The organism is Treponema putidum, from assembly GCF_024401155.1.
In the GTDB taxonomy this organism is placed as follows: domain Bacteria; phylum Spirochaetota; class Spirochaetia; order Treponematales; family Treponemataceae; genus Treponema_B; species Treponema_B putidum.
Window position 1 is genome coordinate 2,374,037 of record NZ_CP038804.1, and the last position, 16,317, is coordinate 2,390,353.

14 protein-coding genes are annotated in these 16,317 nt (G+C 36.8%); 5 read left to right on the plus strand and 9 right to left on the minus strand.

The window, feature by feature from the left end; all coding sequences use genetic code 11:
* Positions 1–37: 37 nt before the first annotated feature.
* Positions 38–2,212: a methyl-accepting chemotaxis protein gene (locus tag E4N74_RS11030; protein ID WP_255817731.1), complete on the minus strand. Its 2,175-nt coding sequence runs from the start codon at positions 2,210–2,212 to the stop codon at positions 38–40.
* A 225-nt stretch (positions 2,213–2,437) separates the two neighbouring features.
* Between E4N74_RS11030 and deoD the strand changes: the two genes are divergently transcribed.
* The gene (deoD, locus tag E4N74_RS11035) at positions 2,438–3,139 is read left to right on the plus strand and encodes a purine-nucleoside phosphorylase (RefSeq protein WP_044978170.1); all 702 of its coding nucleotides are present in this window, start codon (positions 2,438–2,440) and stop codon (positions 3,137–3,139) included.
* 13 nt (positions 3,140–3,152) lie between these two features.
* Here deoD and E4N74_RS11040 read toward each other — a convergent pair whose 3' ends face one another.
* The 7 genes from E4N74_RS11040 to E4N74_RS11070 form a co-directional block, all read right to left on the minus strand.
* Positions 3,153–3,380: a NifU family protein gene (locus tag E4N74_RS11040; RefSeq protein WP_044978171.1), complete on the minus strand. Its 228-nt coding sequence runs from the start codon at positions 3,378–3,380 to the stop codon at positions 3,153–3,155.
* A gap of 92 nt (positions 3,381–3,472) precedes the next feature.
* Positions 3,473–3,850 (minus strand): type II toxin-antitoxin system VapC family toxin, encoded by a 378-nt coding sequence (locus tag E4N74_RS11045; RefSeq protein ID WP_044978172.1) that lies wholly within the window; start codon positions 3,848–3,850, stop codon positions 3,473–3,475.
* Complete coding sequence (locus E4N74_RS11050; RefSeq protein WP_002672644.1) at positions 3,850–4,059, minus strand: DUF2281 domain-containing protein; 210 nt, start codon at positions 4,057–4,059, stop codon at positions 3,850–3,852. Before E4N74_RS11050 ends, E4N74_RS11045 begins: the two co-directional genes overlap by 1 nt.
* A gap of 65 nt (positions 4,060–4,124) precedes the next feature.
* Positions 4,125–5,492, minus strand: coding sequence for a hypothetical protein (locus tag E4N74_RS11055; protein WP_255817732.1), 1,368 nt, complete (start codon positions 5,490–5,492; stop codon positions 4,125–4,127).
* Positions 5,493–5,561: 69 nt separating this feature from the next.
* Positions 5,562–6,335: an outer membrane lipoprotein-sorting protein gene (locus E4N74_RS11060; RefSeq protein ID WP_044978174.1), complete on the minus strand. Its 774-nt coding sequence runs from the start codon at positions 6,333–6,335 to the stop codon at positions 5,562–5,564.
* A gap of 3 nt (positions 6,336–6,338) precedes the next feature.
* On the minus strand, positions 6,339–9,041 hold the full coding sequence (locus E4N74_RS11065) for an efflux RND transporter permease subunit (protein ID WP_255817733.1): 2,703 nt from the start codon (positions 9,039–9,041) through the stop codon (positions 6,339–6,341).
* Between the two features lie 296 nt (positions 9,042–9,337).
* The gene (locus E4N74_RS11070; RefSeq protein WP_255817735.1) at positions 9,338–9,604 is read right to left on the minus strand and encodes a hypothetical protein; all 267 of its coding nucleotides are present in this window, start codon (positions 9,602–9,604) and stop codon (positions 9,338–9,340) included.
* Positions 9,605–9,733: 129 nt separating this feature from the next.
* On the opposite strand from E4N74_RS11070, the gene E4N74_RS11075 reads away from it, so the two are divergent.
* Positions 9,734–10,072 carry a helix-turn-helix domain-containing protein gene (locus E4N74_RS11075; RefSeq protein ID WP_044978177.1) on the plus strand — a complete coding sequence of 113 codons (339 nt, stop codon included), beginning with the start codon at positions 9,734–9,736 and terminating at the stop codon, positions 10,070–10,072.
* Positions 10,073–10,295: 223 nt separating this feature from the next.
* Entirely contained in the window at positions 10,296–12,695 is a 2,400-nt protein-coding gene (locus tag E4N74_RS11080) for an EAL domain-containing protein (protein WP_255817736.1), read from the plus strand.
* 8 nt (positions 12,696–12,703) lie between these two features.
* On the opposite strand, the gene E4N74_RS11085 is transcribed toward E4N74_RS11080, so the two are convergent.
* On the minus strand, positions 12,704–14,311 hold the full coding sequence (locus E4N74_RS11085) for a bifunctional aspartate carbamoyltransferase catalytic subunit/aspartate carbamoyltransferase regulatory subunit (RefSeq protein WP_044978179.1): 1,608 nt from the start codon (positions 14,309–14,311) through the stop codon (positions 12,704–12,706).
* Between the two features lie 321 nt (positions 14,312–14,632).
* Between E4N74_RS11085 and E4N74_RS11090 the strand changes: the two genes are divergently transcribed.
* Both E4N74_RS11090 and E4N74_RS11095 read left to right on the plus strand, forming a co-directional pair.
* On the plus strand, positions 14,633–16,006 hold the full coding sequence (locus E4N74_RS11090; RefSeq protein WP_044978180.1) for an L-cystine transporter: 1,374 nt from the start codon (positions 14,633–14,635) through the stop codon (positions 16,004–16,006).
* An 11-nt stretch (positions 16,007–16,017) separates the two neighbouring features.
* Positions 16,018–16,305 carry a CC/Se motif family (seleno)protein gene (locus tag E4N74_RS11095; protein WP_338065263.1) on the plus strand — a complete coding sequence of 96 codons (288 nt, stop codon included), beginning with the start codon at positions 16,018–16,020 and terminating at the stop codon, positions 16,303–16,305.
* The last annotated feature ends 12 nt before the right edge of the window (positions 16,306–16,317 follow it).

The window sequence follows — 16,317 nt, forward strand, 5'->3', positions numbered from 1 at the left end:
TTTTAACAAATTTAGTCTACAGTTTTTTTAATTATTCTTATACTTTAAATTTGGAAACCTCATTGGAAAGATTTTCGATACTTGCCTTATTTTTTTGCGTAATCTCGCTTACTTCTTCGACGGCGGCGGTAATTTGATCTGCCCCTGAAGCTATTTCATTCATATTGTCGGTTGTTTCGAGTGTTATCTCGGCGAGTTTTTGCATTTCCTGTTCGATTTGAGTACCGCCTTCAAGCATTTCAGCGGAAGCTGAGTTAATTTCACTTGTTACGCCGTTTATTCTCTTAATGGCATCAAGTACCTGCCTTCCGTTTTCTTCCTGTTCTTGCATTACTTCCAAAATAGTATCTTCTTTTTCGGAGATCTGACTGACCAAATTGTAAACATCGATAAAGGTCTTTTCCGCTTGAGAACCGGCCTCGGTAATGTTGCGGATAATTTCCGTCGTCTCTTTTATAACCGCAGCAATTTGTTTTCCTTGCAAATTAGAGCCTTCGGCAAGTTTTCTAATTTCGCCGGCGACAACGGCAAAACCTTTTCCGGACTCGCCTGCGTGGGCTGCTTCTATTGCAGCATTCATTGCCAAAAGGTTGGTCTGGCTTGCAATATTTTGAATGATTTGGCTCGCCTCAAGGAGGGATGCCGATTTTTCGGCGATTTGCTTTACAATCTCATTTGCAGTTCTTGCTCCGTCTTTACCGACCTTGGTTTGTCCATACACCGTTTTGATAAGCTCGTTATTTTCATCAAGCGTTTTAGCGATTTTAACGGTGTTCTCCGCCATGTGCGTAATGACCTCAGAAGATTCGCTGATGCTTGCGGCTTGCATTTCTATACCGGAAACGAGGCGGCTAAGCCGTCCATTGATTTGCTCCACTGTTGCAACAGTTTCGGTAACGCCTGCAGCCTGAGTCATAGCTTTTTCTTTTACACTGTTAACGTTTCCGCCTATCTGTTTAATTGCAGCTGCCGTTTCTTCCATACTGCTTGATAGCTGAGATCCGATTGAGCCCATTTTATCGGCTTCATCTTTTAAAAGGCATATCATCGTATGATTGTTTTCGATTGCGGTATTGAGATTTATCATAATACGTCCGACTTCGTTATTCTTTTTTACCTTTACCCTATCGGTAAGGTCGCCTTCGGCAATTTTGCCGAAAACGGTTTCGAGCCGCTTAAAATAGCGTTTAAGAGCCTTTGCAAAAATAAAAGCCAATGTAAAATACAGGACGAACATAAAAAGACCGATAAGAATCATATTTTTTAAGAGGGTATAAAAAAGTGAAAGCATTTCGTTTTGTTCGATAAAAAGAGCAACTTTCCAATCGAGGCCCGAAAGTGAAAATACTGAAACCTTCCATCTCTTTCCGTCAAGCATAATAAAAGCCGAACCATCTTTCATTTTGTCTATTTCGTTAAAGGCAGGAATGTCTGTTTCTTTTAATGTTTTTAGATTATAGTCTGTATGTTTCGGGTCGGCTAAAATTAATCCATCGTTTTGCATAAGCATACAATAGCCCGACTCGCCGATACGAGTTCCGCTTATAAACGAAGTTAAATCCGAAAGGTTTATGTCGATTCCTATAACTCCGATAAATTCGCCCGAATAATTTTTTACACTTTGCACAATTGTAAAAGTGAGGTTCCCGTCCGGCGACATATATGCCTCGGTTATTACGGGCTTTCCATTAGCAGCCGCTGCATTTTTATACCAATCCCGTTCACGAGGGTCAAAACCTTTCGGAATTTTTTCATGCTGTATTCCTACAAATCCGCCCCATTTAGTACCTAGATATACTTCGTTAAAGTTCGCATAACTTGCTTTTGCTCGGTTAAATTCTGAAACAATATCTTGTTCCGCTTTTCCGCTATGAGACATATCATTTGTCTGCGAGCTATAATTGTAAATACTTTCATCGGCATTTTTAACTGCAGGAGTTTCCGTAAGCATGGAAGCTGCATTTTTTCCGTTCAGTATAAAAAGATTTATGGACTTTTCAATATTGAAAAACTGCTGCCCTGTAAATTCATCGAATTGGGTAATGTTCTTTTTATATAGTTGAAAGCCCACAACCGCAGAAATAACGGCTACGATTGAAATGATTGTTATCGTAATTGCCCGTAAAAGCCGTGCCGTAATGGATGTTGCTCTTTTTCTCATAATGCCGTCATTATTTTTTGAAGGTGCGCTCAATGTAAGTTTTTCTTTCATTTTGTTAAATCCCTTTTATAAATTATATGGAATATAGCGCCAATTATATATATTTTTTTATTTTTCTGCAAGGACTCGCATTTACTGAACGTTATCTTGCACTTTAGTTTTGAATAGGGTATACTTATCGTGTTATTGGAGTTATGCGGTTTGTAAACAAACCGCTTGAAAAAACTTTTTTCGGAAATTGATATTTCCTACAAAAAGTTTTTATTGGAGGTAAAGATGAGTGTTCATATAGCTGCAAAGCAAGGAGAAATTGCCGATAAGATTCTTTTACCCGGGGATCCTTTGAGGGCGGAATTTGTTGCAAATAATTTTTTGGAAAATCCGCAATGTTATAACAAGGTTAGGGGTATGTTGGGCTTTACGGGAACCTACAAGGGCGTAAAGGTTTCAGTTCAGGGAACGGGAATGGGTCAGCCTTCTTTTTCGATCTATGCAAATGAACTGTTTAATGAGTACGGTGTACAAAGGGCTATCCGTATCGGAACAGCCGGAGCCCTGCAAAAGGATATAGGCTTGAGGGATGTAGTTTTAGCTATGGCAGCCTCTACCGATTCGGGGATTAACACACACCGTTTTAAGGGCTGTCATTATGCTCCTACTGCCGATTGGAGCTTGCTAAAAAATGCCTATGACCATGCCGAAAAAATGGGAATAAAACCTTTAGTAGGTTCGATTGCCAGCTCCGATGTCTTTTATGATGATCTTGAAACATGGAGAATGTGGGCTGATTATGGAGTTTTAGCGGTAGAGATGGAGGCGGCCGAACTTTATACCCTCGCTGCAAAATATAAGCGCCAAGCCCTTGCCGTGCTTACCATTTCGGATAACGTCGTTACACATGAGCAGACAAGTGCCGAAGAGCGTCAAACTACTTTTAAAACCATGATGGAAATTGCTTTAGAGGCAATAATAGCTTAGCCGCTCTAAAATTTTAAACTGCGACTACCTCGCTGACCTCGGGGAACATGTCCTTAAGCTGTTCTTCAACCCCCATTTTAAGGGTATAAATAGCCATAGGACATGACCCGCAGGCTCCTTTTAGCTTAACATAAACTTTTCCGGCTTCATCAACTGAATCAAGCTCTATATCTCCGCCGTCGGCCTGTAAATAGGGCCTAATCGAGGCTATACCTTTTTCAATTTCTTCTTTAACCAACATAATGACCTCCTATTATCTTATTAAATACTTCACAAAATATACAAAAAATAATAGGATAAAGCAAGGCGGAGCAAGCTATTAAATATTTTTAGTTACCAAAGAGTTTTTACACTATATTTAGGAATGATTGTATCTTTTGTAATAATTACCAAATTTTCAATTATTGCCTGAGCAATGATCAAGCGATCAAAAGGATCATTATGAATATTTGCCAGCTTTATTATTTTATCAAAGTATTTGGGTTGAATTTGTAATATTAATATATCCTTCTCATGGCATAATTCAGCGATTTTTTCTATAGAGTATTCAAATTCAAGTTTACCTATACTTTTTTTTATTGCTATTTCCCATAATGAGACAATACTGACATAAACTTTATTTTCTGTAGTAATTATCTCTAAAGCTTTTTTTGATAGTTGTGGAGAAGCTCTTAAAAACCATAGCAACGTATGTGTATCCAGCAGGTACATCAAACATAGTCCTTAAAACATTCCGGAGTTTTATCAAAATCTTCCGCCATATAGAATTTACCTTCAAGGCCTCCGGGTTTTCTTCGTATATTTTTTTGATTTTTTGCGGCTGTATTTTGATATAAAAGGAAATTTACATAATCATAAACAGACTGTTGCTGCTCTAAAGTTAAGTTATTTATCTTTTTTTCCAAAGCGATATATGGCATACTTTCCTCCTCATAAAATCATTTTAACATATTTCCGGATAAAATACTATAACTTATAAAATTTTCTAAAACTCATAGCCGATGCTCATTTTTATAAAATGATTGTTTTGGTATCGGCCTAATTTACCGCTTTTTTTGCCGCCGAAGAAGCCGAGGCCTAGATCAAAGTCGATTGTGCCTATAAGCCACGAAAGTTCGGGGTTTATCATAAAGTCTGCATCTTCTATTCCTACAAGAGCGTTGAGCTTCCATTCAAGGGAACCTCGTACCAAGGTTTGAGAGATGGAGAAAAGGAGGCGGGTATCTGTAATAGGGCTGCCTTTTTCCGTATCTAGGCTAAGATGACCCTGATCGATTCCGCCATTAAAAAGCCTAATTGTTTCGGCAGCTTGAAGTCTCAAATTTATATTTTTAGGAAGAGCGTATAAAAGGCCTAAATTCCATGCAAGATTAGGATTATAAATATCGGGATTATTTCCTTTTAAGTCCCCGCTTATGTTTGCGGCAAATTCGGCTTGTATTGTAAACTGCCCGAACATTGCTTCATAATCAGCACCGATTTGATGATAGCGGTTGTATGTAAGCTCTGCCTTATCGAAGACTTGTGTAAATTCCGCTTCGGTGGGGGCGGAAGGTTTATGCTTTGATTTAAAATTGGGTTCATGTAAAAAACCGGTAAAATACTGAAAACCTATGTCGTGTTTACCGTCGGCACTAAGGGTATAACGTACTCCCCCTTGTGCATAATCAAAAGTGTTTGTCTCCGCAGAAGAGGGCAAACCTTGTATAATGTTTGCAAAGGTATCTTTTTTCCATCTGCCGTCAAGAGCAAATTCATCGGCTTCAAAAACGGGAAGATATACAAATTCAAGCTTCATTTCTTTGGGCAGATAAGCCGAAAGAAAGAAAACCGGAGAGGCTTTTTTAATTTTTTCGGGATAGAATTCGTAGGGTTTGCTGAAGTCTTTCGGATTTACAACATCTAAAACACTAAAAAAGCCCGCCCTTCCCCAGTTTATTTTTTTGATTCCTCCGCCTAAGACTACAGGGCCTGCAAGGGCCTGTACATAGGCCTCTCCAATCCATGCAGGAAAAAGCGGCTTAGGAAATAATTCCGCTGTTTCTCCCATTCCGGCTGCGATAGTTTTAGCGTTTAAGTTTACCGAGGCATAGGCTTCGGCAAGAGGAGACTTTGCTTCTAAATGAAGACTGCCCCAAATAGGGAACGGAGGTTTATGGTTTTCAGGCTTTTTAAAGGCATCAAAATAAATTTCCGTACCCGCATAAAAAGCACCCCCGAAATCTACACTGAATACGCCTGATTCGGTCCCGCCTTCTTCATCATCAAAGCCGAAATCTCCTAAATCATCATCTGAAAAAATCAATGCGTTTAAAGAAAGGATAAAAATTAACGTAAAAAAAAACTTTTTCATTTTGTAAAATACCTTATGGGAAACCTTAACTCAATTTGAGTTTAAGGGCTCCCTTAATTTATAAATAATTTATTTTTTGCCGGTTTCCAAATATTTTTGTGTAAAAACATAATCGGGTATTTTCATGCCGTATTCTATTTTTTTTATGGTGATAACGGTGGATGTATTTGTCTTAACCGTCGAAAGTTTTGTTTTATGAGCCGTCATTATCCCGCTTACTTCCTTATAATCGTAAAGCTCAAGAATTTTTACAAGCTGAGAACCTTGATAAAATTCGGCCTTGAGTAAAAGATTTTTATCCTTTGTGATTCGCATTACGGTTTTAGAATATGTGTAATTTTTATCCTTGGGCGTAGATTCTATTAGATAGACAGGGTTTCCCTCATATTCTTCTTCACCTAAGATTTTAAAATTATCGAGCTTTGTGTCCCTTTCCATAAACGAAATATCGTTATTTGAAAAGTCTGAACCCATAAAAGGCTCATCGGCGCTTCCTTGGGCCGATATCTTTTGTACCTTTTTTGTTTGAGCTAAATACATCCTTTGATCCGTTGAGCCGTCGGCATTTTCAATCATTAAAAACCTTGAGCCCTTATAAGACGGAGGATTCTTTATTTCAACAAGCATCCTTTGTAAACCGTTTTTGTCCAAAGAAGAGTATTGAATAATATCCAAGGTAGAAATGGTCTTTCCGCCTGACTGCATATCCAAGCTGGAGGCAGTCCCCATTGAAGATGCAGTATTTTTTGTCTTTGTTTTAGCTGCAATTTCTTCGGCATTTTGCGAAAAAATAAAGCCGCAAAGCCCAAAAATAAAAATTAAACTTAGAGTAATTTTTTTCATATCTTATACCTCTGTACCTTTTTCTTCATTAAAAGGATGTTCGTTTTTGACTTCCTTTATATCTACAGGTAAAAGTTTTCTTATAAACTTTGGTTTCATTAAATTTAATAAAACCGGAAGAATAGTCAAGCTGCCGAGGGAGCTTGTCAGCATTATAAGGGCAATTAAAAAGCCCAGCTCTGAAAGCATATTAAATTTTGAAAGCATTAAAACCGCAAAACCTGCACCTACCGATACAGCGTTAAATAAAATAGCCTTTCCCGAACCTAAAAAGGTCAGATATAAAAATTGACCGCTGCCCTTTGTTTTAAGAAAGCATTTATGATATGCAGCCAAAAGGTGAATTGTATAATCAACTCCTATTCCTATTGCAAAACTTGCAACCATTGCAGTTCCTATGTTGAGCTTTATACCAAATCTGCCCATTATTCCGAAGTTAATCAAGATGGAGAGGGTGAGCGGAATAATTCCAAAAAAGCCTGCAATGGCTGACCTATAATATATTGAAAGAATTAAAAAGACTATAAATAAGGAAACTCCTACGGAAATAAGCTGGGATTCTACTACGAGTTTGTTCAAGGTCTTTTCGACCAATACAAAACCGCCTGTTTCAGCTGTTACATCTTTGGGAAATTTAAGGCGTACAAATTCGTTAATTTCTTCCAGAACCTTGTCCGTATCCTTCTGTCCGACGGTTCGGAGTTGGATATTTACTTTTAGTGTTTTAGGGTTTGTATTATTATCTAAAAACCCTTCGGTATTTTTTCCTAAGAGGAGCAGGTAGTTGCCCATTAAAGCCGATAAGTCTTCTTGGGTTTCTTTTCCGTATTTTTTAGGATCGGAAGGAATCTCATAGTATGCAAGTCCCTTATAATTAATCTTTTTTCCGAATTCATAAACCAGCTTTTCTGCGGAAAGATTCTTTTTTGTTCTTTCTTCCGCCGTTTCATTCAGTATAGACATAATTTCTTCTTGACTATATTGTTTTTTCTTTGTGCGTATATCTTCCGTAAGTTGATTATTATCTGCCTCTTCCGTTTCAAATGTCCCGAAGTCTCCAAAGCTGCCTGAATCTTCCGCTTCAACTATATCATCATATTGTATTTCTTTAGAGATTCCTTCAGGGGACTCATCGGCATTATAAACCTGATTTAAACGCTTAATTAGGGGAACAATGGAAGTTACTTTACCGACATCATCAACTTCTTCTTCTAAAAAAATAGAAAGATTGTCAATGGCTTTTAAAATATCGGGGCGTATGACACTTGAACCGTCTTGGGTCTTTATGACCATTTCAAGCACTTTTGAGCCTCCGAAGTGTTTACGCATAAAAGTATCGGATTGAATGACTGCGACATCTTTATCAAAGTATTCCATTAAAACATTATCGATAACAAGTTTTTTTAATCCTAATACTGAAAAAATTACTATCAGCCCGACAAAAAGAATAACGGAGCGGGAATGTTCTGCAATGATTACAAAGGTACTTGCGATGCCGCGATCCAAACGGCTGGTATTATTTTTTTTATCTGCCCATCGCATTGACGGTTTTTTAGGCCCTCTTAGTATCAATATGCTGGGAATTAAAGTTATGGATATTAAAAATGCTGCAGCAACGCCGAAACTTGAAAAAATACCGAATTCAAAAATAGGGACGACGGATGTAAAACAAAATGAAACAAAACCTGCAAAAGTTGTAAGGGCTGCCAAAAAAACCGGCCTTATAACCTCGCTTAAAGCTTTAACAACCTGATTTTTGTGTTCTTCTTTTGAGATGGAATCATCTTGTACAACTTCATCATAATAGTGGTTTATAACGTGGATGCCGTAGGCCGAACCGACTGCTATTAAAATAATAGGTAGAATTGTAGAAAGAATTGACAATGGAACATTAAAAAGAGCCATGGCTCCCAAAGCCCATATTACGGAGCATATTACCGTCAAAAGCGGCAAAAACACCCCTGTAAATCTTCTAAAGGAAAGGAATAGAACTCCTACAACTACAACAATAACAAGAGGAATCAAGAAGCTCAAGTCATGGGCTGTTGCCTCATTTACTATTTCATTAAAAATAGGAGTTCCCGTCAGGTAAATTTTAGAATCGGGAAAATTCCAAACAGCCGTCAGTTCCATAATTTTGCGGCAAACTGCAATAGTTTCGGGAGAACCGCTTTCTTCGTTGGTTATATTAAGAAAAACTAAAATTTGGGTTGCATGCAAATCCTCCGAAACAAGGCTTCTTTCATACATATCCCAACTGCGCAGCTTATGTTTAACAGCCTTAATTTCTTCTTCCGTACCCGAAAAATCCGGCGGAATAATAGGCTCGCTTACAATTCCTTCTTCACCTATGTCTATATGGGTTGTGTTTGTTATTAAAACCGTATTTTTTACTAAATCGAGCTTTTTTAGGTTTTCATCCAGTTTACGTATTTCATCTAAGAATTCTTTATCTACAATAGTAGAAAAGCGGCGCTCTATTCCTATCAAAATGGGAACATCCTCTCCAAAAATATCGGCAATTTTTTTTGCGCTGATTCGGGACGGATCATTTTTAGGGATAAATCGGAAATTATTGTTATCAAAATCGAGTCTTATTATTTGTAGAGCAAAAAACAAGGTTATTGCAAGAATAGTTATAAGCATTGTTATGGGATGTTTATAAAAATTTTTTACGGAAAATATGTGCTTTGTTTCTTTTTTCATAAAGTTTCTCTTTCAAATGGGCTCCGCCAATTATATAGTTGCCTTATCTTTTTGTCAAGCAAAAATAAAGAACCCTTTTTTGAACAATCATGAAGTTCTGTTGTAAAAGCGAATTTTAAGTGTCGAGTTTTCGGCATACTGCGACTGGGTAATCGGTAATTATTTGCCCTAAAAAAATAAAAATATTCTCTGATTGCCTTGCGGTATACGGCAAAATATGCTATACTCTATAGCGATGATAGAGAAGCGCATCGAGAAAAACAGTATGCTTTTTAATAAAAAAACGCAAAAAATTTTTACAAAGCTCTTGACACAATACTGCATAGCGGGTAAAATTCGCAGCCTCGCAGCCTCGCAGCCTCGCAGCCTCGCAGCCTCGCAGCCTCGCAGCCTCGCAGCCTCGCAGCCTCGCAGCCTCGCAGCCTCGCAGCCTCGCAGCCTCGCAGCCTCGCAGCCTCGCAGCCTCGCAGCCTCGCAGCCTCGCAGCCTCGCAGCCTCGCAGCCTCGCAGCCTCGCAGCTGGAATACCTGTGTCCAAATAAATTTACACCAAAAAGCACGCATTTTTTCTCAATCTATAACACGCCTAAGGGCATTGTGCCTTTGCTCATTTTTTTGTAATAAAAACAAACCACAACGTACTCAAGGGGGAAATGAATAACTGAAGATTGGTAATTCGAGGTATTATTAGCTATGAGTTATGATTATTCATCTGTTCTAGCAAAGAATATAAAACGTATACGGAACAAACTGGAAATGTCTCAAATGGAATTAGCCCTGCAAGCAGATGTATCTATTGCCTTTATCAATGCAATCGAAAATAAACAAAAATGGGTTTCTGCTTCAACTTTATCAAAAATAACCGATGCTCTAAAGACTTCCCCTTACGAACTTTTCCTTACGGATGATGTTAATGAAGAAAACCTAAATATACTAGTCGGCCGCCATAATGAGCTTATAACGGATTTAAATAAATTATTAAAAAAATACAATCCGGAATATCATAATAAAAAGGATACGTCTTTAACCTAGGCAAAGGCAATTTTACTTTATTAAAGATAATTAAGATAAATGAGTAACTTTTATTTCGAAATTTAGTTATACTTAAGCAAAATAGAGAGACATATTTAGTTTAAGTCAGGTATTACAACAAAATATTGTTTTGGCATTTAATTTGCACTGTCAAATTTTGATAAAAGAAATTTACACATAAATTTAAAAGGCCTTTTAAGGAGGATATTTAGAGGTATATTATATGAGATTAAAACAGAAAATTATTCTCTTAAATGCATTAGTATTTAGTGCTCTAATAGTTATTGCAGTATTCCTTAATTTTTTTTACTCAGCAAACTTTTTTTCAACAAATCTCAACGATAAAAATAAATTAAAGGTCAAACTTATAGCAAAAGAAATAGATGAATGGCTTGTTAAAAAAACAGCCGTAATTGAACAAGTTATAGATACTTTTGTTCATATGGATATTACAGATTATGAAAACTGTACTGATTTTTTAGTAAATTTAAACATGCTTGACCCCGAAACCGATTATGCGGTATTCTATGAAAATGGGACATTTGCAAACGGCCAACACTGGGTACCTCCAGCCTCTTATGAACCTAGGGAGAGGCCTTGGTACCTTGAAGCAAAAAATGAAAAAAACCTTATCATAACCAATCCCTATCACAGCATAAGTTCACGGGAAGACTCAATAGTTGTTTCAATTATGAAGCAGTTTATTACAAAAAGCGGCTCTGAAGGTTTATTTTTTGGAGAAATAAGAATAGACGAATTATTACCCCTTATAGAAAGAGTTAAATATAAGGAAAACGGCTATGCTTTTTTAATAGGTAAAAAAAATCGTATACTATCCCATCCAAATGAAAAGTATCAATTTGGTCTTGATAATTTTACAGAACTTTACAATATTGAAGGCGGAGAAATCTTTATAGAGCACATAGCTAAATTAAAACTGGATGAAAACTATAACGAATTCTTGCCCGCAATAAAAGACTATGACGGAATTGAAAGATTTTTTTACTTTGCTCAATCGGAGATTTCCGGTTGGACAATTGGATTTACAGTGCCTGCATCCGATTTTTATAGCCCTATAAATGGTCTAAAATTTAGATCAATATTATTTGCATGTACCTTTATTATTTTTGTAAGTATTTTATCGCTCGTAATTGCGAAAAAAATAGCATCTCCTCTCGAAACTATTACAAACCGCTTAGAAAAGGCAGCAAAAAACACCGAGCTTATCAAATTTGATTTTTTGGGTAAACAATACCGTGAAATTGCAAGAATTGCGATGAGTTTTAATTCCGTAGTAAAAAATGCAAAATCGCGCTTAAATAAAGACATAAATTTCAACCTAAATTCTCTCACAATGGCTCAAAGAATAGATAAAATAATTCTTGAAATGGATGACAGCGAAGAAGTATGGTTTTTATATTTGGATATAGATAAATTTAAAACCATAAATCAACTTTGGGGATATTACGCCGGTAATGCCCTAATAAAACACATATCTTCTTTGATTTTAGATTATATAAAATCGGAAGGTATGCCTGAAGACTCTGTTATGCATGTTATCGGTGATGAATTTACACTTTTTTATTATGGAAATGAAGAACAAGTATGTAATTTTGCCCAAGACCTCATAAATAAAATAAATAATGAACATTTTGTGTGGAACGAAGAAATCTTAACTATTTCCATAAGTGTAGGCATTGCTGCTATTAATAAAATACCCCATAGCTCTCAAGACGTAATTTCAAATGCGTATGATGCTTGTTCAGTAGCCTTTAGGAGAGGAGGAAACAGGTATGAGATAGTGTCCTTTTCAGGAGGTTCCGGTTTTTCGAGGGGAAATATTTCATTTTGGCTAAATACGATCCAAAAAGCCCTTAAAGAAGATAAATTTGTTTTATATGCACAGGCAATTATGCCTTTAAATAATATTTTTAACAATACCAAATATGAAATTTTGATAAGGCTTAAAATTGATGATGATCACGTTATTATGCCCGATGTTTTTATTCCGATAGCAGAAAGATACAACCTTATATACGAAATAGATAAATGGGTCATAAGACATTCCTTTGCCTTTTTTGCAGATGCTATCAAAAAAGGGTTTTTAGAAGATAATGTAGTATTATCAATTAATATTTCGGCTGACTCGTTTTTTTCCAATGACCTTATAGAATTCATAGCTCGAACCCGTAGAGATTTCAATGTTCCGGCTCATAATTTTTGTTTTGAAATAACGGAAAGCTGTGCAGTACGCAACTTAGAAGCGACATCACAATTTGTTGCCGAATTAAGAAAACTGGGCTTTGCTTTTTCATTGGATGATTTCGGAAAAGGATTTTCATCATTCCCGTATTTAAAAACTCTTCCGATAGATTATGTAAAAATCGACGGTTCTTTTATAAAGTCCATTGATAAAGACTATGTAGATTTTTCGATGGTTAAGACCATGCGGGATATGTGCCACCATTTAGGCCTTTACACAATAGGGGAATATGCAGAAAACGAAAAGATAGTTTCAATTTTAAAAGATATAGGAGTCGATTACGGACAAGGCTATGCCTTCCAAAAACCGGTTCCTATTGAAGAAGCTATAAAGTTTCAAAACAATAGGAACGGAAAATAGAGGAAGGGCTAGTTCTTTTTTTCTCCCCAGATCTCTTTAAAGGTGTGAATTGTTCCGCAATATTGGCAGGCATATCTGTTATCAACAGTGCGGTAAAAAATTGCGGGCGCACCTTCGGATTGAGCGGGATGTGAAATGCAGGCCTCATTTTTACAAATCAGATCTTCAAAGTTGTAAATTCGAGGCGGAAGGTGAGTCCGGTATTTTGCTTGAATTTTTCCGTCTTTTATAAGATTAAGGGTACAGCTTGAAGCAACAGCCGAAAGCCGCTTTAAATCAGCTCTTGAGAATTTATATTCGCCCGGCCTGAAAATAATACCCTTAAAGGTTCCCTTATCCTTTGTAGAAGTTGAGACCCATTCACCGCCCTTACCTTCTTCGAGCCCCATAACATTGATAATTTTGGACATGTGATGCCTTATTACTGACGGTTTATCTCCTCTGCAAATATGATCAATGACTATTCCATTTTGTATTGGGCGTACACCTTCTGAAAAGGTTTCAACCTTACTTTCTTTAGAATTACTGATAGGGACTTCAACTATGTAATCTTCATCTTCAATCGATGAGCTTTGCTTGACTTCAGGCCCCTTATAATCATCGCCTATTTTTCCTGCTATCATCGAAAGGAGAACCATTCTTACGTACATTCCGTTTATAGATTGCCTTTCCCAGCCATTAAAAGAGGTTGCATCTAAAAAAGTAGGAATCGTCGGATGAACCCGATGTCTAGGCAGAGGATGATAAAAGCGGGTATTTTCATGAAGCTTTTCGATAAATTCTTTTCGGAAAGTTATGGAACGGCGCAGTTCATCCTGTTTTTTTAAAATTTGTTCTCCCATTCTTTCAAGCTGTGGACGGGTAAAGTACCAGATAAGAGCTAGATCGGATTGCTCCAGATACTCCTCTATTGAGGAAAATTCTCTTACGGTAAATCCGTTTTCTCTCATTCTAACCTTATAGTATTCAGGCATTGCAAGCTCAGGGGGTGCTATCAAGTCCACTTTTACTGAATTAAAAATTTTTAACCCATCGGCTTTTGAATGAACTGTCCGGCCGTGATATAGGTCGCCTACTAAGGCAATGTGGATTTTATCAAAAGACCAGCCATTATCTTCTATAAACGTGAATTCATCAAGAAGCTCTTGAGTAGGATGTTCATGCCTACCGTCTCCGGCATTTATAAAAGCAGGCTTTCGCTTTAAGTTATTTCTTTGATAAAAAGCCTGAGCTTCGTTTTCAAGCCAGCGGCATACTCCCTCTACCTTGCTGCGGACAATGAATATGCTGTTTTGATAACCGGCAAGGGTATTAAACGTATCTGCATAGCTTTCTCCCTTATTAAAAGAAGAAGATTCTGCGGCTAAATCACTTAATTTTACTTGATGAAATTTTGCTGCATTTCTAAATGACTCTTTTGTACGGGTACTGGGCTCAAGAAAAACCTCATAGATACCGAAGTCTTTGTCGTTAATTCTAAATTCATCCATAACCTTTTGGTCATCTTCTTGAATAGCTTTTTTTAACCGCCTTGTTTTTTCAAAAAGATACTTTCTTTCATCGATTGATAAATCATCAATTACAGTCAATGACCGTCCCATAAATTTGTTTGCCATTTTAAACTCCTGTTAAAACAAAAATGCAAAAAAAAACATCGGCAAAACCGATGTTATCAAAATAAAAGAGGTGTACAAAACTTGCAGCTTATGTTAATTCCGGAATAAATCATCTTGGCACCTCCATAAAAATGCGGACTAAATCGTACACATTAAAAGAACTCTATCAAAAAATAAAAAAATTGTCAATAGAACGAATTTTAATTAAGAATTATTTTGGTTGACAATTTTTTTAACCATCTTTTTAGACGTCTAGTAAAAGGTTTTATATTATGATAGAATAGTCGGCGATCATAAAATACAAGTATTTAGGAGTTTTTTATGGACATAATCTGTATAGTAGGCATTGTAGCTGCGGCATTATTACTCATGTATGGAATTAAATACATGAAAAAACTGAATATGAGTTTTAATGTACGTGTAGTTACAGCCCTTGTTGTAGGTATCATCTTTGGTGCAATATTGCAGCTTACTATTAAAGATACAGCTCTGATAAAAAAAGCAATGAGCTGGATTACTTTAGTAGGAAGCGGTTATGTACGATTACTTAGGATGATTGTTTACCCTCTAATTATTGTGAGCATTACAAAATCAATTGCTACACAAAAGCAAAACATTGGAAAGGCAGCAGGAAGAATTTTAGCTGTTCTTATTATAACTGTTGCAATAGCAGCACTCGTAGGAGCTCTTACAACTTCTGCATTCGGCTTATCGGCAGAAAATCTTACAGCCGGTGAAAGTGAAATTGCAAGAGGAAAGGCTATGGAAGGCAGACTTCAGGATTTTGAGGCAAAACCGATTCAACAGCAAATTCTTGAAATTATACCGACAAATCCCTTTTCCGCATTTTCAGGTCAAGGTTCAAATGCTACCTTGGCTACGGTTTTCTTCTCTGCAATGCTTGGATTTGCAGTCTTATTCTTAAAAAGAAGTAATCCCGATAGTGCAGACGTATTTATTAAATGGCTTAATTCGTGCTCCGATGTAGTTATGAGACTTGTCCGAATGGTTCTCCGCATTACGCCTTACGGAGTTCTGGCTCTTATGATTAATATCACTTCAACTTCAAATTTCTCCGAAATCTTAAGACTTATCGGATTTATCGGAGCAAGTTATGTTGCAATTATCATAATGTTTATTGTACATGGATTGTACTTGCTTACTGCAGGATTAAATCCTATAACTTTCTTTAAAAAAAGCGTTTCAAACCTTATGTTTGCATTTACATCAAGGTCTTCGGCAGGAACTCTTCCTCTTACCGTTTCAAACCAAGTAAACAATTTAGGTGTTCCCGAAGGTATTGCTAACCTTGCAGGAAGTTTGGGTACAAGTATCGGACAAAACGGCTGTGCAGGAATTTATCCGGCGATGTTGGCTGTTATGATTGCTCCCACGTTAGGAATCAATCCATTGGCACCGGTCTTCCTTGTAAAACTTATCATAATTACGGCATTGGGCAGCTTTGGAATCGTTGGTGTAGGAGGCGGAGCAACATTTGCCGCAATCATAGTCCTATCTTCAATGGGCCTTCCCATAACTCTTGCAGGTCTTCTTGTTGCTATTGAGCCCCTCATCGATATGGGCCGAACAGCCTTAAACGTAAGCGATTCTCTTCTTTCAGGTGTAATTGCAGCAAAAAGAACAGGCGAACTGGATGAGTCAATTTATAACAGAAAAGAAATTATTATTGAATAAGGAGCAATTATATGACAATAAATATTGATGACAAAGTTTTGGATTATTTAAAAAAAATCAATTCTAAGGCAATAACTATTGACCTTATAGGATGTGCTTCCTGAGGTGTGGGAGAACCCCAACCGGTCGTGTCACCGGTAGAACCTAAAAAAGATAGGGAAGAGTTTAAATTGATAAAGTCGGGAGATATTGATGTTTATGTAAAAAGTAAAATCAATGCATCAAACGATACTCTTTTTGTTAAATACAAGAAAGTATTATTTTCCGAAAAACTAATTGTCGAAGGTATAGTCTTTTAAATAACCTTATTA

Coding starts and splice junctions, on each gene's coding strand:
- E4N74_RS11045 (WP_044978172.1), bottom strand. CDS start 3,850: ATGTACCTGCTGGATACACATACGTTGCTATGGTTTTTAAGAGCTTCT.
- E4N74_RS11075 (WP_044978177.1), top strand. CDS start 9,734: ATGAGTTATGATTATTCATCTGTTCTAGCAAAGAATATAAAACGTATA.
- E4N74_RS11070 (WP_255817735.1), bottom strand. CDS start 9,604: ATGCGTGCTTTTTGGTGTAAATTTATTTGGACACAGGTATTCCAGCTG.
- deoD (WP_044978170.1), top strand. CDS start 2,438: ATGAGTGTTCATATAGCTGCAAAGCAAGGAGAAATTGCCGATAAGATT.
- E4N74_RS11090 (WP_044978180.1), top strand. CDS start 14,633: ATGGACATAATCTGTATAGTAGGCATTGTAGCTGCGGCATTATTACTC.
- E4N74_RS11085 (WP_044978179.1), bottom strand. CDS start 14,311: ATGGCAAACAAATTTATGGGACGGTCATTGACTGTAATTGATGATTTA.
- E4N74_RS11050 (WP_002672644.1), bottom strand. CDS start 4,059: ATGCCATATATCGCTTTGGAAAAAAAGATAAATAACTTAACTTTAGAG.
- E4N74_RS11060 (WP_044978174.1), bottom strand. CDS start 6,335: ATGAAAAAAATTACTCTAAGTTTAATTTTTATTTTTGGGCTTTGCGGC.
- E4N74_RS11030 (WP_255817731.1), bottom strand. CDS start 2,212: ATGAAAGAAAAACTTACATTGAGCGCACCTTCAAAAAATAATGACGGC.
- E4N74_RS11065 (WP_255817733.1), bottom strand. CDS start 9,041: ATGAAAAAAGAAACAAAGCACATATTTTCCGTAAAAAATTTTTATAAA.
- E4N74_RS11040 (WP_044978171.1), bottom strand. CDS start 3,380: ATGTTGGTTAAAGAAGAAATTGAAAAAGGTATAGCCTCGATTAGGCCC.
- E4N74_RS11055 (WP_255817732.1), bottom strand. CDS start 5,492: ATGAAAAAGTTTTTTTTTACGTTAATTTTTATCCTTTCTTTAAACGCA.
- E4N74_RS11080 (WP_255817736.1), top strand. CDS start 10,296: ATGAGATTAAAACAGAAAATTATTCTCTTAAATGCATTAGTATTTAGT.